Source organism: Streptomyces sp. NPDC006923 (assembly GCF_040635655.1).
In the GTDB taxonomy this organism is placed as follows: Bacteria; Actinomycetota; Actinomycetes; order Streptomycetales; family Streptomycetaceae; genus Streptomyces.
On sequence record NZ_JBEYIF010000002.1, the window covers coordinates 135,777 to 156,401 of the forward strand.

The following is a 20,625-nucleotide window of genomic DNA, read 5'->3' on the forward strand; positions in this document are numbered from 1 at the left end:
CAACCCCCATGACGGTTAGTCACCCGATTGGCGCAACCAGGAGCCGGCTCCCCCGGGTTGTCCCCCCGCCAGGTGCCCGCCCCTGCTCACGGCGGCCCTCGGGTGGCCCGGCCGCGGCGCGGGCCGAGTGTCCGCCAGGAGCCCGGCCCGAGCCGATGCTCTGGGACACACCGGCGGCGGAAAAGGCGGCCCCGGCGAGCCGTCGCTCCGCCCCGGGCCGACCGCGCGAGTTTCTTCGTCCCGTCGGCTGCCCGGGACGGCGGAAATATCCGAGGCGTAAGCCGACCTTGATCAGATCGGATTTTCGAAATTTGCAGAATCCGGGGCACGAATTTGCCAATTCGGCGAATTGCGCCATCCGGGTGAATACGCTACGGATCCATTGCGGCCCGGACTACTCCGTGGGACAACGGTACTTAATCCAAACCGGTGGGCTGCCCTCCTCTCCGGGGGGCGACGGCAACCGACGATCCATCGTAGAGCTGCCCAGTCGAATTGCGAGCAGCAGCATTGAGATCGCCCTGTCGCCATCGGCGGCCCCTCGGTGAGGAAGCGGTAGCTCGCATCACCCGTCAAGGGGCATCATGCGAGCTTCCCCTATCACCCAATCCCTCATCGGGTTCTGGTTTCCGGCAGCAGAAGCGGCCGCAGGCCCCACAGCCGCCAGGACGTCACGCCGCCACCCCGTACAAAAGCGCTGGTCGACAGGCTCACCGCGACGGACACCGCCGCCGGAAGCGTCCCAGTACTCGCGCCGCTCCGGACTCGCTCACGCGTCGGAGTCCACGACAGCGGCGGGGCCGGCCCCCGAGACCCTTGCGCCGCGGAGCCTCGCCACCGGACTTCCGGGGTCCGCGACCGGCGTCGTCCGGAGCTCCCGCGCACCGGCTCCGGCCGGATCACGCAAGCGCCTCAGGCCCGGCCGGGGCAGCGAACCGTCCGCCGGGGAATTCTCCGAATTTTCGATTGATTCCCCGCCACCGCAAGTGGGAACAGGGGCGGCGATTCAGCTCCGCACCGCGACCCTTTCCGCTTCGAATACCGATTCAATGAGGGAGAGTGTCATGAATCAACGGATGCGAGTAATGCTCAGCGAAGGCCCGAAGGGCACTCCGTTGACCTGGGAAGCGGAATCGCTGAACAACGGCGAGAAGGTCAAGATTCTCAGCGGAAACGGATATGAGCATTTCGAGTTCGCACATCGCTACGCCGAATTCGACGGAGAAGTGCTCCCCGTCTACCGCTGGTGCTACCGCACGTACATCGCCGAATAGGCACGGCTCGCAAGCCGCCCGCCCCGGCTGATTTTCCGCCTCGGCACACACGGCGGGCTCACGAGCCGGCGCAACCGACTGATCCGGAAAGGATCAACAATGATGACTCCTCTGTCGCACGCAGGTGTGTCGTGACCACCGCCGGCGGCCCCCGAGCAGGCTCGCGGGGCAGGGATGCCGTGGTCACCGGTATCGGGTTCTGTCTTCCCGGCCAGGGCGGCCGCCCCGTCTTCACCGCGGACGACCTGTGGAACGTCGCCTCCCGGGGCGCGTCCTGCCTCATGAAGGACGATGTCTACTTCGGCTCCGTGGACCTCTCGGACGCGATGTTCGACGAACGCCTCCCCGGCATCCCGCCGTTCTTCTCCCGGCACTACACCGCGGCGCACCGGTTCGGACTGGTGTCCCTGGTGGAAGCGTGCGCGGACGCCGAGTTGGACCCCCGCTCGGGGGATCTGGGCGACGCGGCGATCCTGGTCGGGCGCGGCGGTGTCGACGCCAACATCGACAGCTATCTCTCCGTGCTGCGGGCCGATCCCGAGACCATCCGGGCGGCGGAGGCGATGGAACTCTTCATCGCCGCGGAACAGGCCATCACCCCGTCCGACGTCGCACTGGTGCAGGGAGCGCTGACCTGCTCGAAGGGCCCCAACTTCACGGTGTCGTGCGGTTGCGCGTCGTCCGCCGTGCAGATCGGTATCGCCCGGCGGATGATCGCCGCCGGCGAGGTCGACATCGCCGTTGTGACCGGCGTCGACGTCTTCAGCGTCAAGCTGATCCGCAACATCCAGAATCTGCTGCGCGGCGCGCAGAACACCTACGAGGCCATCAGGTCCGACGACATGCCCTCGCTGCTGCCGTCCTTCGACTCCCTGATGCGGCCGTACGACCGTCGTGCCGACTGCATCAACCACGGCGAGGGCTCGGTGACCATCGTCATGGAGAGCCGGGAGCACGCGGCCCGGCGCGGCGCCCACCTGTACGGCCAGGTGCTCAACCAGGCCACCACCCGGGACGGCCTGGCCAATCCGCTGGCCTGTGAGGAGACGGGCAGCGAGCTGGTGGCCGCCGTCCGCCGCTGTCTCGGCGACCGGGTGGGGATCGACCAGGTGCCCTACGTGCACGGCGGCAGCGACGGCAATGTGGTGGTCACCGCCTTCGAGGAGAACGCCGTGACGGAACTGTACGGATCCGGCGCACGCGACCTGCTGATGTCCTCCCAGGAAGGCTGCTTCGGCCACAACGGCGCACCGGCCGGCTGTCTCGGGGTGGCTCTGACGCTGCTCATGATGGAGCACGGCGAGGTGTGTCCCACCGCGAACTGCGAGGAGCCGGCGGACAACCTGACCTTCGACCCCGTTCCCGGGGTGCGCACCCGGCCTCTCGACTTCGACTACGCGCTGAGTTTCAACTATCAGGTCGGCGGGGTGAAGAGCGCCATTCTCCTGGGCAGCCCGGACGTCTGAGCCCCGGCTCCACGACTCTCAGCCCACCTCAGCGGCCGCCCTGCTGCCCGTACGGACCATCCCCGTCCGTACGGGCGCCCGTACCTGGGCCTCTCGCTCCTGTGTGTATTCAACCGACAAGGAGAACTCCCATGGGCAAACACAGGAATCCCACCGGCAAGACAACCGCGTCGCTCGCCGTGATCGGCATGGGCTGCAGGCTTCCCGGCGACGTCGATTCTCCGGCCGCTCTGTGGCGGCTGCTGGCGGAGGGACGAGAAGCGGTGGGCGCGCCCCCGCCGGCGCGCGAGGCGCTGTGGGCGCGGGACAGCGAGGCGCAGACCCCCGGCCGGCATACGCCGCTCCCCCGGGGCGGATACCTGAGTGATGTGTCGAGTTTCGACGCGGACTTCTTCGGAGTCTCCGGCCGCGAGGCCGATGTCCTCGATCCCCAGCACCGGTTGCTGCTGGAGGTGGCCTGGGAGGCGCTGGAACACGCCGGGCTGCCGCCGGACCGGCTGGCCGGCTCCGCGACGGGCGTCTTCACCGGCCTCAGCTACAACGACTACATGGACCGGCTCGCCGGGCAGCCGCAGGAGCTGGAGGGCTCGATTCTGACGAACGGGCACTGTGTCGCCGCGGGCCGTATCTCCTATCTGCTGGGGCTGAGCGGGCCCGCCGTGGCGCTCGACACAGCCTGCTCGTCCTCGCTCGTCGCGTTCCATCTGGCGTGCCAGGCCCTGCTCCAGAAGGAGTGCGACGTGGCTCTGGCCGCCGGCGTGACGCTCATGCTGCGGCCCAGGACGACCCGGTCCTTCGACAGGATGGGCATGCTGTCGCCCACAGGCCGGTGCCACACCTTCGACGCCGCGGCGGACGGCTTCGTCCGCGGTGAGGGCTGTGGCGCCGTCGTCCTCAAGCGCCTGGCCGACGCCGTGGAGGACGGCGACCGCGTCCTCGCCGTCGTCCGGGGCTCGGCGGTGAACCAGGACGGCAGGACCGACGGTCTGGCCGCTCCCTCCCCCACCGCCCAGCGGGCGCTGTTCCAACAGGCGCTCGCACGCGCCGGAGTCGACCCGCGGGACCTCGGGATGATCGAGGCCCACGGCACGGGAACACCGATTGGTGACCCGATCGAGTTCGCCAGCCTCGCGCAGGTGTACGGCACCGGCAACGGTCGGTGCGCCCTCGGGTCGGTCAAGACCAACCTGGGCCATCTCGAACCCGCCGCCGGGATCACCGGGCTGATCAAGACCGTCCTCTGTCTCCAGCACGGGCTCGTCCCGCCCAATCCGCACTTCACCCGCTGGAACCCGGCGATCGACGCGGAGAACACCCGCTTCTTCGTGCCCACCGAGCTGACCCCGTGGCCCGTGGAGACGGCCACACGACTGGCCGCCGTCTCCTCCTTCGGATTCTCCGGCACCAACGCCCATGTCCTCCTGGAACAGGCGCCGGTGAGCGGTGGCCGCACCGTCGTGCCACGGCCGCGGCGGGCCTCGCCCGCCACCTCCGAGGTGGTCCTGGTGCCGGCCGGATCCCCGGATGTGCTGCCCGCCTCGGCACTGCGCCTCGCGGACTGGCTGGAGGGCGAAGGAGCGGACGTGCCGCTGCGCGATGTCGCGCACACGCTGGCCCTGCGGCGCAGCGCCGGGCGGGGACGCCTCGGTGTGGTCGCCCGTACCCGGGGCGAGACGGTCGACGCGCTGCGGTCCTTCGCGGTGGGCCGGGCACACCCGGCCGTGGTGTCCGGAGCGTCCAGTGTCACCGTCTCCCGGCGGCCGGTGTGGGTGTTCTCGGGCCAGGGCTCACAGTGGCCCGGCATGGGGCGCGGCCTGCTGGAGCGCGAACCGGCGTTCGCGGCGGCGCTCGCGGAGGCCGACCCGCTCATCTCCGCCGAGGCCGGATTCTCGGTGCTGGAGGTCGTGCGGGCCGGTGAACCGGTCACCGGATGCGCCAGGGTGCAGCCGGTGCTGTTCGCCCTGCAGATCGCCCTGGCCGCCACCTGGCGCGCCCATGGCGTCGAACCGGCGGGCGTCATCGGCCACTCCATGGGAGAGGTCGCGGCCGCGGTCGTGGCCGGCGCGCTGTCCCTGGAGGACGGCGCCCGGGTCATCTGCCGGCGTTCCGCGCTGCTCACCCGGATCGCCGGTGCCGGTGTCATGGCGACCGTGGGACTGGACCGGAGCGCGGTGGAGGCCGAACTCGCGGCGAGCGGGGCCGACTCCGTCTCGGTGGCGGTACTGGCCGCGCCGGGCTCCACCGTGGTGGCCGGCGAACCGGCGCAGGTGGCCCGGCTCGTCGCCGCCTGGGAGGCGCGCGGTGTCCCGGCGCTGCCGGTCGCGGTGGACGTCGCGTCGCACAGTCCGCAGGTGGAGCCGCTGCTGCCGGAACTCCGCGTGGCGCTGGCGGATCTGACGCCAGGTCACCCTGAGGTGCCCTTCTACTCGACCGTGCTGGCGGACCCGCACGAGGCGCCGGCCTTCGACGCCGCCTACTGGTGCGCCAATCTGCGCAACCCGGTCCGTTTCTTCTCCGCGGTGGCCGCTGCCGCCGCCGACCGCAACGTCATATACGTCGAAGTGTCTCCACACCCGGTCGTCACGCACGCCATCGGCCAGAGTCTGCGCGATCTGGTGGACGAGCCGGTCGTGCTCCCGACACTGCGCCGCGAAGAGGACGAGTCCACCACCTTCCGTACCCAGCTCGCCGCGCTGCACTGCGCGGGAGCGAACGTCGACTGGTCTCCGCTGTACGCGGGGGCCGGTCTCGCGGACGTTCCGACCATCGCCTTCGACCGCAAGCGGCACTGGGTGGACCTTGTGCCGTCGGCCGCTCCCGACGCGGAGAGCAGCGATGGCTCGGCCACCGGACTGCCGGGCCGCCATACGGAGGTCCCCGGTGAGCGGGTGCGTCACCACTGGCGGGCCGACACCGGAACCGCCGTGCTGCCCTGGCTGAGCGACCATCGCGTGCACGGGGCACCGGTACTGCCCGGTGCCGCCTACTACACCGTCGCGCTGACGACCGCCTGCCAGGTGTTCGGGGCCGGTCCCACCGAAGTGGAGGTCACCGACGTCTCGTTCAAGGAGATGCTGCGGCTGGCCGAACACACCGACCTCACCACGACCGTGACCATGGTCGCCCCGGACCATGCCCTGTGCGAGATCTTCGGACGCGACGACGAGGGCCAGTGGGTGACACACGCCGGGGCCGTACTGCGCCGCCTCTCCACCTCGCCGCGCGCCCGCGCGGCGTCCGTCGCCGCTCTGGCCCACAGACACCCGGTCGCCGTTGATCCCGCCACCCTCTACACGAATCTGCGTGCCCGGGGGCTTGAGCACGGTCCGGCATTCGCCGGGATCACGGATCTGCACACCTCCCAGAACGGTGAGAGCTACTGGGGCCGCGTCAGGATTCCGCCGCCCGCGCCGGCCGGCGAGCACTCCCTGCTGGTCCACCCCGTCCTGGTCGACCTCTGTCTGCAACTCCTGGTCGCGGGAGCGGTCCAGGACGCCGGCCAGGGGCTGGTCCTGCCCGTCCGGATGCGCACGGTGCGCGTGCTGGGCGATCCCGCGACCGCCGTGTACTGCCACGCGCGGATCACCGAGACCACGGCCGACAGCGCCACGGGGCATGTCCGCCTCCTCGACGAAGCGGGCAAGGCGGTGATGGCCGTCGACGGTGTGGAGTTCGCGCGCCGGAGCCCGGAGAAGGACGACAGGGTCGATCAGTGGTTCCTGGAGGCCGGCTGGCACCAGGTCCCCCGGCCGCACAACGCGGAGCGGGTCCCTGCCGGGAAATGGCTCATCGTCGGAGAGGGAGACGGCGAGGCCCGCGCGCTGGCCGCCCTCCTGCACAAGGCGGGGGCCCGGGCCGAGGTCTGGGACCTGCCACTGGGCGACGAGCGGCTCGAAGAGCTCAGCGACTCCGTCGGCGCGTACCTGGCGCCCGGCCAGGATCCGTCCCACGCCGTGGTGATGCTGTGCGGCGGCTCCGCCGGGGCCCCGGACGACCCCACCGTGGGCGGCCGGCGGCGAGCCCGGCGCATGCTCAGCATCGCCCAGGCGATCGCCCAGAGTGCCGGTCCGCCGCGTCTGTACGCGGTCACCCGCGGCGCCCGCGCCGTGGTGGCCGGCGAGACCGTCGACCTGGAACAGGGCGCCCTGCGCGGAGTGGTGCGCGTCCTGGCGTTCGAGCAGCCGGGGATGCGCGCCACGCTGGTGGACACCGAGAGAGGACGCACCGGCCTGCGGCATCTGGCCGAGGAACTGCTCACCGGCGGAAGTGAGGACGAGGTCGCGCTGCGCGGTTCCACGCGTCACATCGCACGGCTCGATCACGCTCCGCTGGCCGCCTCCGAACAGGCCAGAGCCACCACCCGCACCGTGCGCTACGGGGTGGACGGATTCCGGCTCCGCGCGGGCCGCCTCGGCGACCTGGACAGTCTGGAACTCACCGCGACCGGACGGCGGACACCGGGCCCCGGCGAGGTGGAGCTGCGGGTCCGGGCCGCGGGCGTCAACTTCCGTGATGTCCTTACGACCATGGGCCTGCTCCCCGGTGAGCAGGACGTCCGGTACCGGATCGGCTTCGAGTGCGCGGGAGTGGTGACCGAGGTCGGGCCCGGGGTGGAGGGTCTTCGGGCCGGGGACCAGGTGCTCGCCGTCCATCTCGAAGGAGGCGCCTTCGCCTCGTTCGTCACCGTTCCCGCCACCGCGGTCGCCCCGATTCCGGCCGGCATCGATCCCGTCACGGCCGCGGGGCTGCCGACGGCCTTCCTCACCGCCTGGTACGCGCTGCGGCATGTCGCCCGGCTCAGCGCCGGGGAGCGGGTCCTGATCCACTCTGCCAGCGGAGGCACCGGACTGGCGGCGGTCGCCGTGGCCAGGCTGCTCGGCGCCGAGGTGCTGGCGACGGCCGGCAGTGAGAAGAAGCGGCAGTATCTGCGCGGCAGCGGAATCGGCCGGGTGATGGACTCCCGTTCGCTGGACTTCGCCGAGCAGACCCGCGCGGCCACCGGCGGCGAGGGCGTCGATGTCGTCCTCAACTCCCTGTCGGGGGCGGCGATCCGCGCGGGGCTGGAGACCCTGCGGCCCTTCGGCCGCTTTGTCGAGCTGGGCGTGCGCGACATCCTGTCCGACGCGCCCGTGGGGCTGGGCCCGTTCCGCCACAACATCACCATGAGCACCGTCGACCTGATCGAGCTTCAGCGGACCCGCCCCGAGGCGTTCGCGGCCATGCTGCGTGAGGTCCTCGCCGCATTCGAGGAAGGGCGTCTGAAGCCACTGCTCTGCACCACGTTCCCGCTCTCCGAGGCCACCGAGGCGTTCCGCCTGATGGCCCGCGCGGGACACACCGGCAAGCTGGTCCTGACCGTCCCCGACGACGGCGAGACCACCGCCGTGCTCCCCGACGGACCGCCCGTCGTGCACGCCGACGGCTCCTATGTCGTCACCGGCGGTCTGCGCGGCCTCGGTCTGGCGACCGCGCGCTGGCTGGCCGATCAGGGCGCCGGCCATATCGTCCTCAACGGCCGCACGCCGCCCTCCCTCAGCGCCGCGCGTGAGATCAGGGAGCTGTCCGCCCGCGGTACGCGGACCACGGTCGTCCTGGGCGACATCGCCAAGGACGGTACGGCCGAACGGCTCGTGGCCGCCGCGACCGAGGACGGGGCGCCGCTGCGCGGTGTCGTGCACTGCGCCATGGTGCTCGAAGACGCCGCGATCACCCATGTCCGCCACCACCAGCTCAATCGGGTGTGGGCGCCCAAGGTGACGGGCGCCTGGAGACTGCACAACGCCGCGGCCGGGCACACCCCGGACTGGTTCGTCGTCTTCTCCTCCATGGCGTCGTTGCTGGGCAACCCGGGACAGGCGGTGTACGCCGCCGCCAACTCCTGGCTCGACACGTTCGCCGCGTGGCGGACCGCCGAGGGTCTGCCCACTCTCGCGGTCAACTGGGGCCCGTGGGGCGAGACCGGTGTCGCCACCGATTTCAGCAGCAGGGGGTACCGGACGATCCCGACCGACAAGGGACTGCTGGCGCTGCACGCGCTCCTGGGTCACGGACGCGTCCAGACCGGCGTGATCCCCGGAGAGCCGGACACCTGGATCCTTCCCCCGGGGCGGCGGGCGTCCTTCTTCAGCCTCTTCGCGCCGGGCGACCAACCCGCCGGTGCGGAGCCGGACGACTCCCCGGACATCCAGGCCCGCCTCAGGGCCCTGGCTCCCGGCATCGCCCGGCGTACCGCCCTGGAGGGCTATCTGGGCGAGCACATCCGCGCGATTCTCCGGCTGGGCAGCACCACCCTCGATCCCGGGACACCGCTCAAGGCGCTGGGTTTCGATTCGCTGCTGTCGACGGAGCTGCGGGTCCGCCTCGAATCCGATCTCGGGGTCAAGCTGCCCGGCAACTTCGTCTGGCAGCACCCGACCCTGTCCGCGCTCGCCGCCGGCCTCGCCGACCGCATGGGCCTGGAACTGGAGGACACCGGCCAGTCCGCCGCGAGCAGGTGACGCTCCGGCCCTGTGAATGATCTTTCCGCGACGGAACGGACCGGCTGGGAGAACCCAGCCGGTCCGTTCCGCGTGTGGAAACTGTTGACAAACCGATGACATGATTGTTACCTGTGACTCGCAAAAAAATAGGCAACTGGCTCAATTTTTTTAGAGTCCGCCTGCAACTACATGGCAGGAGCCCGAGCCGCCTGCTGCAGTCCCACCGCTCTGCTTCACGACCCCAACGGCCGTCCGTCATCCCCGGTCCGGCGCACCGACAACGCACGTCCCGCCGTCGCGCACCCGCGAGACGGCGATTCCGGCGCGTCGAGCGGGGCCGGCCCGGTCCTGAGGGCCAGCACTCTCTCGTTCCGACCGAACAGAGGACACCATGAAACGGAAGCAGCTCAGCCGGCGGCTGATCACCGGCATAGTCATGGCCTGCTTAATGGCCGTCGGGCTTTTGCCCTTGTCCGCCGCCTCCGCCGCCGACCGCCCGAACCTCGCCCTGAGCCGGCCGGCCTCGGCGAGCGGATCCGAGGGCAGTCATCCCGCGGTCAATGTCAGCGACGGCAACCAGCAGACCTACTGGGAAGGGCCGTCCAACGGCTTCCCCGGCTGGGTCCAGATCGACCTCGGCAGAAGTGTCGGGGTCGACCAGGTGGTACTCAGACTGCCGACGACCTGGGAAGCCCGCACGCAGGCCATCAGCGTGCAGGGCAGCACCGACGGCACCAGCTTCAGCACCCTGTCCGCGTCGCAGGGGCGGACGTTCAACCCCAGCACGGCCAACACCGTCACCATCGACTTCACCTCCGCGAGCGTCCGGTACGTACGGCTGAACATCACCGGCAACACGGGCTGGCCCGCCGCGCAGATCTCCGAGTTCGGGATCTTCGGTACGGACGACGGCGACGGCGGTGGGGACGACGGCGGGAACGGCGGTGAGGACGAGGGCTCCGACCTGGCCCGGGGCAAGCCGATCGACGCGTCCTCCTCGGTCTTCTCGTTCGTCGCGCCCAACGCCAACGACGGCCAGATCAACACCTACTGGGAGTCCGCGGGACACCCGTCGACGCTGACCGCGAAGCTCGGCGCCGACGCCGACCTCAGCTCGGTCGTGGTCAAGCTCAACCCCGACGCGGCGTGGGGGACCCGGACGCAGAACATCCAGGTGCTCGGCCGCGCCCAGGGCGCCACCGGCTTCACCTCGCTGGCGGCCCGTGCCAACTACACCTTCAACCCCTCGACGAACCAGAACTCGGTGCGCATTCCGGTCACCGGGCGGGCCTCCGACGTACAGCTCCAGATCTTCAGCAACACCGGCGCGACCGGCGGCCAGGTGGCCGAACTCCAGGTCTTCGGAGTCCCGGCGCCCAACCCCGACCTCACCGTCACGGCCCTGTCCTGGACCCCGGCCGCTCCGGTCGAGACCGACTCGACCACGGTGAGCGCGACCGTACGCAATGTGGGTACGGCGCCCTCCGGACCGACCACGGTCAATGTCAGCGTGGGAGGCGCGGTCGCGGGCAGCGCTCCGGTCGGCGCGCTCACCGCGGGAGCCTCGACCACGGTCCAGGTCGCCATCGGCAAGCGCGCGGAGGGCAGCTACCGGGTCACCTCCGTGGTGGACCCGACCGACACCGTCGTCGAGCAGGACAACGACAACAACAGCTTCACCGCGACCGGGCAACTGGTCGTCGGCCAGAGCCCCGGTCCCGACCTCCAGGTGCTCGGCATCGAGTCCACCCCGCAGAACCCGGCCGCCGGGGCGGCCGTCCAGTTCACCGTGGCGGTGAAGAACCGCGGCACCACCGCGTCGGGCGCCACCACGGTCACCCGCCTGACGGTGGGCGGCACCACCCTCAACACCAACACCCCGTCGGTCGCCGCCGGCGCGACCACCCAAGTGAGTGTCAACGGCAGTTGGACCGCCACAAACGGCGGCGCCACCCTCGTCGCCACGGCCGACGCCACCAATGTCGTCACCGAGACCAACGAGACCAACAACGCGTTCTCCCGTGCGATCGTGGTCGGACGCGGTGCGGCGGTCCCGTACGTCGAGTACGAGGCCGAGGCCGGCCGGTACCAGGGCACCCTGCTGGAGACCGACGCCGAGCGCACCTTCGGCCACACCAACTTCGCCACCGAGTCCTCCGGCCGTAAGTCGGTACGGCTCAACAGCACCGGCCAGTTCGTCGAGTTCACCTCGACCAACCCGACCAACTCGATCGTGGTGCGCAACTCCATCCCCGACGCGCCGAACGGCGGCGGCATCGAGGCCACCATCAGCCTCTACGCCAATGACACCTTCGTCCGGAAGCTGAACCTCTCCTCGAAGCACAGTTGGCTGTACGGCGACACGGACGGTCCCGAGGCACTGACGAACACGCCTCAGGCCGACGCCCGCCGCCTCTTCGACGAATCGAACGCGCTGCTGTCGACCACGTATCCGGCCGGCACCACGTTCAAGCTCCAGCGCGACGCGAGTGACACCGCCTCCTTCTACATCATCGACCTGATCGACCTCGAACAGGTGGCACCGCCGGCCAGCAAGCCGGCCGAGTGCACATCGATCACCGCCTACGGCGCCGTGCCCGACGACGGCATCGACGACACGGCGGCCATCCAGCGGGCGGTGACGGACAACCAGACCGATGTCATCGACTGTGTCTGGATCCCGGCGGGGCAGTGGCGGCAGGAGAAGAAGATCCTGACCGACGACCCGCTGAACCGGGGTCAGTACAACCAGGTCGGCATCAGCAATGTCACGATCCGCGGCGCCGGGATGTGGCACTCACAGCTCTACACTCTGACCGAGCCGCACCTCGCCGTGGGCAGCATCAACCACCCGCACGAGGGCAACTTCGGCTTCGACATCGACAACAACACCCAGATCTCCGACATCGCGATCTTCGGATCCGGCCGGATCCGCGGCGGCCCCGGCGGCGCCGAGGGCGGAGTGGCCCTGAACGGCCGGTTCGGCAAAAACACCAAGATCGCCAACGTGTGGATCGAGCACGCCAACGTGGGCGTCTGGGTGGGTCGTGACTACGACAACATCCCGGAGCTGTGGGGCCCCGCCGACGGGCTGGAGTTCACCGGCATGCGCATCCGCGACACCTACGCCGACGGCATCAACTTCACCAACGGCACGCGGAACTCACGGGTCTTCAACTCCTCGTTCCGCACCACCGGCGACGACTCGCTGGCGGTCTGGGCCAACCGGTACGTCAAGGACACGTCCGTCGACGTCGCGCACGACAACCAGTTCACCAACAACACCATCCAGCTTCCCTGGCGTGCCACCGGCATCGCGGTGTACGGCGGCTACGGCAACAAAATCGAGAACAACCTGGTCTACGACACCGCGAACTACCCGGGCATCATGCTGGCGACCGACCACGACCCGCTGCCCTTCTCCGGGCAGACACTGATCGCCAACAACGCCCTCCACCGCACCGGTGGCGCCTTCTGGAACGAGGATCAGGAGTTCGGCGCCATCACACTCTTCGCACAGAGCAGAGACATCCCCGGAGTCACGATCCGCGACACCGAGATCCACGACTCCACCTTCGACGGCATCCAGTTCAAGACGGGTGGCGGCAACGTACCAGGGGTCGTGATCAACAATGTGAAGATCGACAAGTCCAACAACGGTGCCGGCATCCTCGCGATGAGCGGCGCTCGTGGCAGCGCCACGCTGACCAATGTGACGATCACCAACTCGGCGGACGGCAATATCGTCACCCAACCGGGGTCGAGCTTCGTGATCACGGGCGGCGCGGCGGCGGCCAGGGAACAGGACCGGCTCCCCGGCGTACGGCGGTGAGATCCACACCGGCGTCGGCCGGCTCCGCACGGACGTCGCGGAGCCGGAGCTGATCCGGGACGTTCAGGTCCTGGGCCGGCGTGGCCCTGACCGCTGAACCACAGTGAAACAACAGATCGGGCCGGGGAAGAGGCGCATCTCTTCCCCGGCCCGATCAAGGACCTTGCCTACTCCACGGACGCCGACGACTACATCGCCACCCGCGGCTGACACCCGGCTCGCGACCACTCCCCCTCGTTGACGGCACCGGCGGTGCGCGCCTCCGCGCGTACCACCGGTGCCGTCGGCGGTTCCTCGGCCCGGCAGGACTCCACGCGTCCGGCCGGGCCGCCTTCCCGTCCCGCGAGCCCCTGATCTGCGGCCGAGTCCGTCCCGCCCAATGAGACACCAATAGGTGTCCATTGACAGTCGCTGACCGCCGCCACCAAGATGTGCAGCATGTTTACGACGCACCCCGGTGTGGTGTGCCGCTACGTGGATCTGCGGCGCACCTGCAGCGCTCTCTGTCGCTGACCGCCGGCCGCCCACGGCCCGCAGGCGCCTGACGCCCGCCGTCCGGCTGAACCGCGCCCGACGTACCGCGCCCCCACTTCCGCGCTGCGTCGCCTTCTCTCCCTCGCCTCCTGGTCCGCCCCCGCGAACCCGTCGACGCCACCCACCCGAGCGTGGTGTGCCCGGCGTGTGCACCGAGGCCCCTTCGGCATACCCACCGACGTACGGGCCGACCGTCCCGCGCGGGCTACGAGTCAGCCCTCGTGTCCCGACCCGCTGCCCTGACACGGATCGGGACCAACAAGGAAAGAAGAAACAAGAGATGTCCGGACGACCCATGCCCCGCCGCCGCAGACTGGACCTCCGATCCGCCCGCCGGACCGGCCGCCCGCGCCCCGCCGTCCTCGGCACCGCGCTCTTCGCCCTGCTCGTCCCCGCGCTCAGCGCCTGCGGCGGCGACGCCGTCTCCTCGGGCGGCAGCGCCACACTCAAGTGGACCTCGTCCTACTTCCCGGCCCACTGGGACCCGGTGGTCGGGGGCAGCGGCGCCCAGTTCCGCGAACTCTCGCTGGTGTACGCCTCGTTGACCCGCACCGACGAGACCGGCAAGGCCGTTCCGGACCTGGCCAGGAGCTGGGAGTACAACGCCAAGGGGGACCGGATCACCTTCCATCTGCGCCCCAACCTGAAGTTCAGCGACGGTGAGCCGGTCGACGGAGCGGCCGTCAAGGCCGCCATCGAGCGGGCCAAGAAGCAGCGGAACTCGGCCCTCTTCGGTGACCTGACCTCGATCAAGTCGGTGGAGGCCAACGGCCTGGACGCGGTCCTGCGGCTCAGCCAGGTCGACTACCAGATCCCGCAGTTGCTCGGCGAACGCGTCCTGCAGATCGCCAGCCCCAAGGCGGCGGCCGCCCCGGAGAAGCTGGACCAGCATCCGGTCGGCGCCGGGCCGTTCACCGTGACACAGCTGATACCGGGCACCAAAGCGGTCCTCAAGAAGAACCCGGACTACTGGGACGCCGAGAACATCCACATCAGCGATGTCGAGCTGACCTCCGCTCCCGACGCCTCCACGGTGGTCTCCGGCCTGGAGACCGGCGTCTACAACTTCGCTGACATCGAACCCAGTCAGGCGGACGCCGCCAAGAAGGCCGGCCTGGACGTCTTCGTACAGCCGGGTTTCAACGCCTCGAACATCAGCCTGAACATCAACAAGGCGCCGTTCGACAATGACAAGGTCGTCGACGCCGTACGCCATGCGATCAACCGTCAGGAGTTCGTCGACAAACTGACCTTCGGCTACGGCGAGGTGACCGACCAGCCGTTCCCGAAGGGCTATGTCGCCTACGACCCGGAGTCGGAGAACGCCTACCCGTACGACCCGGCGACGTCGAAGAAGCTCCTCGCCGAGGCGGGCCACCGGGCCGGGGACATCAAGCTCGACCTGGTCATCCCCTCGGAGGACCCGCAGGCCGAGATCGTCCAGTCGCAGTTGGCCAAGGTCGGCATCACCGTCCGCATCAAAATCGACAAGAACTGGGCCACGCCGTTCTTCGCCAAGGACCTGACGCTCTCGCTCTACGGCACCACGGGCCGTGACTCCGCGGCGCAGACCCTCACCGCCCACTTCGGCCCCAACGGCCCGCTGAACCTCAGCACGCCCTACGAACCGGCCGGTTTCGAGGCGGCCATCGCCAAGGTGCGCCAGACCCCGCTGGACGATCCGGACTACGCGAAGGTCTTGCAGGCGGCGACCCGGGCCGGCCTCCAGAGCAAGGCGCTGGTCTTCACGTACTCCTCGCCGAACCTCATCGCCAAGAGCACGTCGATCTCGAAGCTGCCGGCGAACCCGGCCCACATCGACTGGACCGGCGTGACCATCTCCGGCGCCAACTGACCGTCCACCACGGAACAGAGAGGAGGCAATCTCATGACGACGACCGAGGTACCGGCTCCGCCCGCCCGCCGTCGCGGGGTCGCGGTGGCCAGGACACACCACATGCTGGGCCGCGTCCTCGCCACCCTCGCCAGGTCGGTCGCGATCTTCGTGCCTGTCTTTCTGGTCGCGACGTTCGTGACGTTCGCGCTGCGCTCGCTGAGCGGGCTCAGTCCGGCGCGGATCCAACTGGGCGAGGAGGCGACTCCCGAGGCGATCGCGCGTGTCGAATCCCAGTGGGGTCTCGACAGGCCCTTCCTGGTCCAGTACTGGGACTGGTTCAGCGGTGTCCTGCACGGACAGCTCGGCGCGAGCTGGACCAATGGCGCCGACATCTCCACACTCATCGGTCTCGGCCTGGGTGTGAGCCTCTCCGTCGCGACCTTCGCACTGGTCATCGGTGTGGTCGTCGGCTTCGCCCTCGGTACGGTGGCCGCGCTGCGGCGCACCACCTGGATCGACCGGGCGATCACGGGCTTTGTCACCCTGATCTCCGTGATGCCCGCGTTTGTCGTCGGCATTGTCCTGGCCGCCGTCTTCGCCGTCGGACTCCATCTCTTCCCCGCCGCCGGATACGTTCCGGCACGGCAGGGGATCGGTCCCTGGCTCGCGCACATCACCCTCCCGGCCGTCGCGCTGAGCTTCGACGTCATCGCCGACGTCGCCCGTCAACTGCGTACGAGTCTCATCGGCGCCTACCGCGAGAACTATGTGACGGGCGCGATCGTGCGAGGGCTGAGCCCCCGACGGATCTTCTTCGCCCATGTGCTGCGCAACGGCCTCGGACCGGCGCTTGCCACGCTCGGCCTGAAGTTCCCCTCGCTGGTGGGCGCTTCGGTCGTGACGGAATGGATCTTCGGCCTCCAGGGCTTCGGCAGATTCGCCAACGACTCGGCCCAGGCCGGTGACGTACCCGCTGTACAGGGCGTCCTCGTGGTGTCGATCGTCCTGGTCGTCGTCTTCAACCTGATCGTCAACCTGGTGCTGGCGCGTGTGACGCCGGCCTCCCAGAGGGGAGTATGACCATGGTCCGCCGCATCCTCGCCCTCACCTCCGGCCGGATCGCCGTCGCGATTCTCACCGTGATCGCCCTGCTCGCGGTCTTCGGCCCGCTGCTCGCTCCGTACAATCCGCTCGCCACCGGCGACAACACGCTCGCCGCCGCGTCTGGCGCCCACTGGCTGGGCACGGACCACCTCGGCCGCGACGTGCTGAGCCGGCTGCTGGACGGGTCCCGGGTCAGTGTGCTCGGCTCGCTCGAAGTGGCACTGATGGCACTGGTCGTGGGAGCGATTCCGGGCATCCTGTCCGTCTATCTGGGCCGCGCCTTCGAATGGCTCACCCTCCGGCTGGCCGACACACTGGTCGCGCTGCCCTTCCTGCTCTTCGCCGTCGCCGTGATCGCGCTGCTCGGCAATGGCCTCACCCAGGCGATGCTTGTCACCGGCGCGCTGGTCTCCCCGCTCTTCTACCGGGTGGCCCGCGCCGCCACACTCGGCGTGGCCCGCTCACCGTACGTGGAAGCCTCGCTCATCTCCGGCGCCTCCATCGGCTGGATCGTACGGCGCCATGTCTGGGTCAAGGTGCTCCCGCCGATCGCGGTCGCGCTCGCGCAGACCATCGGTGTCGGCTTCATCATCGTCTCCAGCCTGACGTTCCTCGGCATCGGCGTCGAACCTCCCGCGCCGACCTGGGGCGGACTGCTCGCCTCGGACCTGGGCTATCTGAGCCACCGGCCCTGGGCGCCGCTCGCCCCGGCACTGCTGATCACGGTCACCGTCTGGGCCGGCAACCTGCTCGCCGACGCGATCCGGGACGTCTCCGGTGAGGCGGGCCGCGCACTGGTCAACAACCGCAGGGCCCGCGCCCACCGACTCGACAAGGCCGATGCCGCTCCCACCGGAGGTGCGTGATGACAACACTGTCCAAGAACATCGCCCCGGAGGAACCCCGGAGCGTCCTGCCCCGAGCCGACGCCCCCTCCGTGACCTCACCGGTGCTCGCCGTCCGCGATGTGCGCATCACCGACCGGGTTAATGACCGCGAGATCGTCCATGGAGTGAGCTTCGAACTCACCCCGGGCAAGGTCGTCGGCATCGTCGGCGAGTCGGGCAGCGGCAAGACTCTCACCTGCCGCGCCGCGCTGGGCATCCTGCCCCCGCACTTCGAGATCGCCGGCGGCTCGGTCGAGATCGACGGCACCGACATCGCGGAGCTGACCGGGCCGCAGTGGACGGCCCTGCGCGGCGCCGTGATCAGCGCCGTCTTCCAGGATCCCGCGTCGTACCTCAATCCCTCGATCCGTATCGGTCCGCAGATCGTCGAGGTCATCCGGAGCAAAAAGGGACTGAAACGACGCCCGGCACGCCATCGCGCCCTCGAACTGCTGCGGGCGGTGCGCCTGCGTGACCCGGAGCTGGTCTACAGCCAGTACACCTACGAGCTTTCGGGAGGCATGCTCCAGCGCGTCCTGATCGCGGCGGCGATCGCCGCCGGCCCGAGGATCCTCATCGCCGACGAGGCCACGACGGCACTCGACGTCACCGTCCAGGCCGAGATCCTCGACCTCCTGGCGGACCTGCGCGAACGCACCGGCCTCGCCCTGGTCGTCGTCTCCCACGACCTGGCCGTCGTCGCCCAGTTGTGCGACGAGGTCCTGGTGATGCGGCAGGGCCAGGTCGTGGAGCACGGCCCGACGCGTGCGGTGCTCCACACCCCGCGGCACGAGTACACCCGGCTCCTCATCGCCGAGCACGAGCAGTACGGCCTGGAGAAGTTCCGCACACTGAAGGGGGCGTCGTGACCACCGAGCAGCCGGACAAGAAGCCGGCCGGCACCGGGGAGCCTCCCGGCCCGGTCCTCGACGTCACCGGCCTCGACGTCCACTACGGCCTGCGCCGGCGGCGGCGCCGCGCCCTGCGCGGAGTCTCACTGAGCGTCGCGCCCGGCGAGACCGTCGGGGTGATCGGCGAGACGGGATCGGGCAAGTCCACCTTCGCCCGCGCCACCCTCGGCCTGGTGCGCGCCTCGACGGGCTCGATCGTCATCGGCGGCGAGGACGTGAGCGCCTACGGAAACCGTCAGTGGCGCGACCTGCGCCGCCGCGGCGTGATCCAGTACGTCTTCCAGGACCCGCTGCGCAGCCTCGACCCCGACCTCACCATCGAGGACTCCCTGACCGATCCGCTGCTCATCCAGGGCGTCCCGCGGGAGGAAGCGGCCCGGCGGGTCCGCTCGTTCCTCGCCCGCGTCCGGCTCCCGGAGGACCTCCTGGACCGGCTGCCCGGTGAACTGTCCGGCGGACAGCGCCAGCGGGCCGCGGTGGCGCGGGCGCTGGTCACCCGACCGAGGCTCATCATCCTCGACGAGCCGGTCAGCGCCCTGGACTCCGCCAACCGGGTCCAGGTGCTGGAGATCCTCAAGGAGCTCCGCGCCGACGGGGTGGCCCTCGTCTTCATCTCCCACGACCTCGGGTCCGTCGCCGGGATCGCCGACCGCATCGCCGTGCTGTACCAGGGCGAACTGGTCGAGGCAGGCGCCGCCGAAGACATCATCAACCGGCCCCAGCATGTCTACACACGCCTGCTCGTCAGCTCCGCGCCCACACTGCGCAGCGCTCCGGCCGACCGCGCGGAGCGCGAGGCGCTGCGCGCACTGCTGCACACCTGAACCCACCACGAACAGGGAGAGCCATGTCCCGCACGATCCACCTCGCGCTCCATCCGTACGGCGTCGGGGGCCCCGGCCAGCACGGCCTCTGGAGAGACCCGCGTGTCGCGAAGAACGCCAGCATCGACATCAACTACTACATCCGGCAGGCCCAGGCGGCCGAACACGCGCTCTTCGACGCCCTCTTCATCGTCGACAGCCAGTTCATCAACGCCACCTACCCCGCGCACTACCTCAACCGGCTGGAGCCGCTGACCCTGCTCTCCGCGGTCGCCACCCACACCCAGCACATCGGCCTGGTCGGCACGGCCAGCTCGACATACAACTCGCCGTTCAACCTCGCCCGCCGGTTCGCCTCGCTCGACCACATCAGCGGTGGCCGCGCCGGCTGGAACGTGGTGACCAGTTTCGACACCGGCACCTCCAGGAACTACGGGCTCGACGAACACCTCGACTACGCCACCCGCTACGGCCGCGCCCTGGAGTTCGTCCAGGTCGCCCGCGGCCTGTGGGACTCGTACGAGGACGACGCGTTCCCGGCCGACGTGGCCCGCGATGTCTTCCTCGACCCGGCCAAGCTGCACGAACTCAACCATGAGGGCGAGCACTTCAGGATCGCCGGGCCGCTCAACCTCTCCCGCTCGCCACAGGGCCAGCCGGTGATCTTCCAGGCCGGGGTCTCCGAGGAGGGCCGCGAACTCGCCGCGCAGGTCGCCGAGGGCATCTACGCGCCGGGTGGCACCCTGGAGCAGGCGCGGGACTACTACGCGGACATCAAGCGGCGCACCGCCGCCCACGGCCGCGATCCCGAACACATCAAGATCTTCATCCATGGCGGCCCGGTCGTCGCCGCCACCGACGAGAACGCCAGGCGCCGTGAGCGGGAGATCTTCGAGGAGGACAACGACTTCGACCGCAACCTCGCCCTGCTCGGCCGTTCCTTCGGCGCGTACGACTTCAGCCGGCACGACCTGGACGCGCCGTTCCCGGATGTCGCCCACCTCGCCGAGAAGGGCGGCCGGACGGGAGCCGCCAAGATCATCGACCGGGCCAGGACCGAAGGGCTGACGCTACGTCAAGTAGCGGAATCCATCAGCCAGTTCCGCCGTTCGCCGTTCGTCGGGGCGCCGGAGACAGTCGCCGACACCATCGAGCAGTGGTTCGACGCCGGCACCTTCGACGGCATCAACCTCGCCTTCCGCACCGACGACGACCTCAATCTCTTCGTCGACGGCGTCGTCCCGATCCTCCAGAAGCGCGGACTGTTCCGCACCGAGTACGCCGGCGACACCCTGCGCGCCAACCTCGGCCTGCCCGTCCCGGCCAACCGCCACACCGTCGGGCCCCGGCTCGTGAACGGCTGAGGACCGGCGGCGCAGGAGACCTCACCGCCCGCGGCGTCCGCGCCGCCGCCGTGGACCCGGTCCGCACCGCGACACCGGTGCGGCCGGGGCGACGGAACACTCACCGCGCGTAC

10 protein-coding genes are annotated in these 20,625 nt (G+C 69.9%); all 10 read left to right on the forward strand.

The window, feature by feature from the left end; genetic code table 11:
• The first annotated feature begins 1,064 nt into the window (after nt 1–1,064).
• The 10 genes from ABZ707_RS04015 to ABZ707_RS04060 all read left to right on the forward strand — a co-directional run bounded on the left by ABZ707_RS04015 (nt 1,065) and on the right by ABZ707_RS04060 (nt 20,512).
• Entirely contained in the window at nt 1,065–1,274 is a 210-nt protein-coding gene (locus ABZ707_RS04015; protein ID WP_360167325.1) for a DUF5988 family protein, read from the forward strand.
• A gap of 179 nt (nt 1,275–1,453) precedes the next feature.
• A complete protein-coding gene (locus ABZ707_RS04020) occupies nt 1,454–2,740 on the forward strand; it encodes a beta-ketoacyl synthase N-terminal-like domain-containing protein (RefSeq protein WP_360167328.1) in 1,287 nt (428 codons plus the stop codon).
• A 131-nt stretch (nt 2,741–2,871) separates the two neighbouring features.
• Nucleotides 2,872–9,237 (forward strand): type I polyketide synthase, encoded by a 6,366-nt coding sequence (locus ABZ707_RS04025; protein ID WP_360167331.1) that lies wholly within the window; start codon nt 2,872–2,874, stop codon nt 9,235–9,237.
• A 373-nt stretch (nt 9,238–9,610) separates the two neighbouring features.
• Nucleotides 9,611–13,051 carry a CARDB domain-containing protein gene (locus ABZ707_RS04030; RefSeq protein WP_360167334.1) on the forward strand — a complete coding sequence of 1,147 codons (3,441 nt, stop codon included), beginning with the start codon at nt 9,611–9,613 and terminating at the stop codon, nt 13,049–13,051.
• 814 nt (nt 13,052–13,865) lie between these two features.
• Nucleotides 13,866–15,440 (forward strand): ABC transporter substrate-binding protein, encoded by a 1,575-nt coding sequence (locus ABZ707_RS04035; protein ID WP_360167337.1) that lies wholly within the window; start codon nt 13,866–13,868, stop codon nt 15,438–15,440.
• 33 nt (nt 15,441–15,473) lie between these two features.
• On the forward strand, nt 15,474–16,502 hold the full coding sequence (locus tag ABZ707_RS04040; RefSeq protein WP_360167340.1) for an ABC transporter permease: 1,029 nt from the start codon (nt 15,474–15,476) through the stop codon (nt 16,500–16,502).
• Nucleotides 16,503–16,504: 2 nt separating this feature from the next.
• The gene (locus ABZ707_RS04045; RefSeq protein WP_360167343.1) at nt 16,505–17,392 is read left to right on the forward strand and encodes an ABC transporter permease; all 888 of its coding nucleotides are present in this window, start codon (nt 16,505–16,507) and stop codon (nt 17,390–17,392) included.
• Nucleotides 17,392–18,282, forward strand: a complete 891-nt coding sequence (locus tag ABZ707_RS04050) for an ABC transporter ATP-binding protein (RefSeq protein WP_360167346.1) — start codon at nt 17,392–17,394, stop codon at nt 18,280–18,282. The genes ABZ707_RS04045 and ABZ707_RS04050 overlap by 1 nt, the downstream gene beginning before the upstream one ends.
• Nucleotides 18,279–19,148, forward strand: a complete 870-nt coding sequence (locus ABZ707_RS04055) for an ATP-binding cassette domain-containing protein (RefSeq protein ID WP_360167349.1) — start codon at nt 18,279–18,281, stop codon at nt 19,146–19,148. The genes ABZ707_RS04050 and ABZ707_RS04055 overlap by 4 nt, the downstream gene beginning before the upstream one ends.
• 23 nt (nt 19,149–19,171) lie before the next feature.
• Complete coding sequence (locus ABZ707_RS04060; protein WP_360167352.1) at nt 19,172–20,512, forward strand: LLM class flavin-dependent oxidoreductase; 1,341 nt, start codon at nt 19,172–19,174, stop codon at nt 20,510–20,512.
• Nucleotides 20,513–20,625 lie beyond the last annotated feature (113 nt).

What these genes read in the sequence shown, in the direction of transcription:
- ABZ707_RS04045 (WP_360167343.1), top strand. Translation starts at nt 16,505, where the DNA reads ATGGTCCGCCGCATCCTCGCCCTCACCTCCGGCCGGATCGCCGTCGCG.
- ABZ707_RS04030 (WP_360167334.1), top strand. Translation starts at nt 9,611, where the DNA reads ATGAAACGGAAGCAGCTCAGCCGGCGGCTGATCACCGGCATAGTCATG.
- ABZ707_RS04050 (WP_360167346.1), top strand. Translation starts at nt 17,392, where the DNA reads ATGACAACACTGTCCAAGAACATCGCCCCGGAGGAACCCCGGAGCGTC.
- ABZ707_RS04025 (WP_360167331.1), top strand. Translation starts at nt 2,872, where the DNA reads ATGGGCAAACACAGGAATCCCACCGGCAAGACAACCGCGTCGCTCGCC.
- ABZ707_RS04040 (WP_360167340.1), top strand. Translation starts at nt 15,474, where the DNA reads ATGACGACGACCGAGGTACCGGCTCCGCCCGCCCGCCGTCGCGGGGTC.
- ABZ707_RS04015 (WP_360167325.1), top strand. Translation starts at nt 1,065, where the DNA reads ATGAATCAACGGATGCGAGTAATGCTCAGCGAAGGCCCGAAGGGCACT.
- ABZ707_RS04035 (WP_360167337.1), top strand. Translation starts at nt 13,866, where the DNA reads ATGTCCGGACGACCCATGCCCCGCCGCCGCAGACTGGACCTCCGATCC.
- ABZ707_RS04060 (WP_360167352.1), top strand. Translation starts at nt 19,172, where the DNA reads ATGTCCCGCACGATCCACCTCGCGCTCCATCCGTACGGCGTCGGGGGC.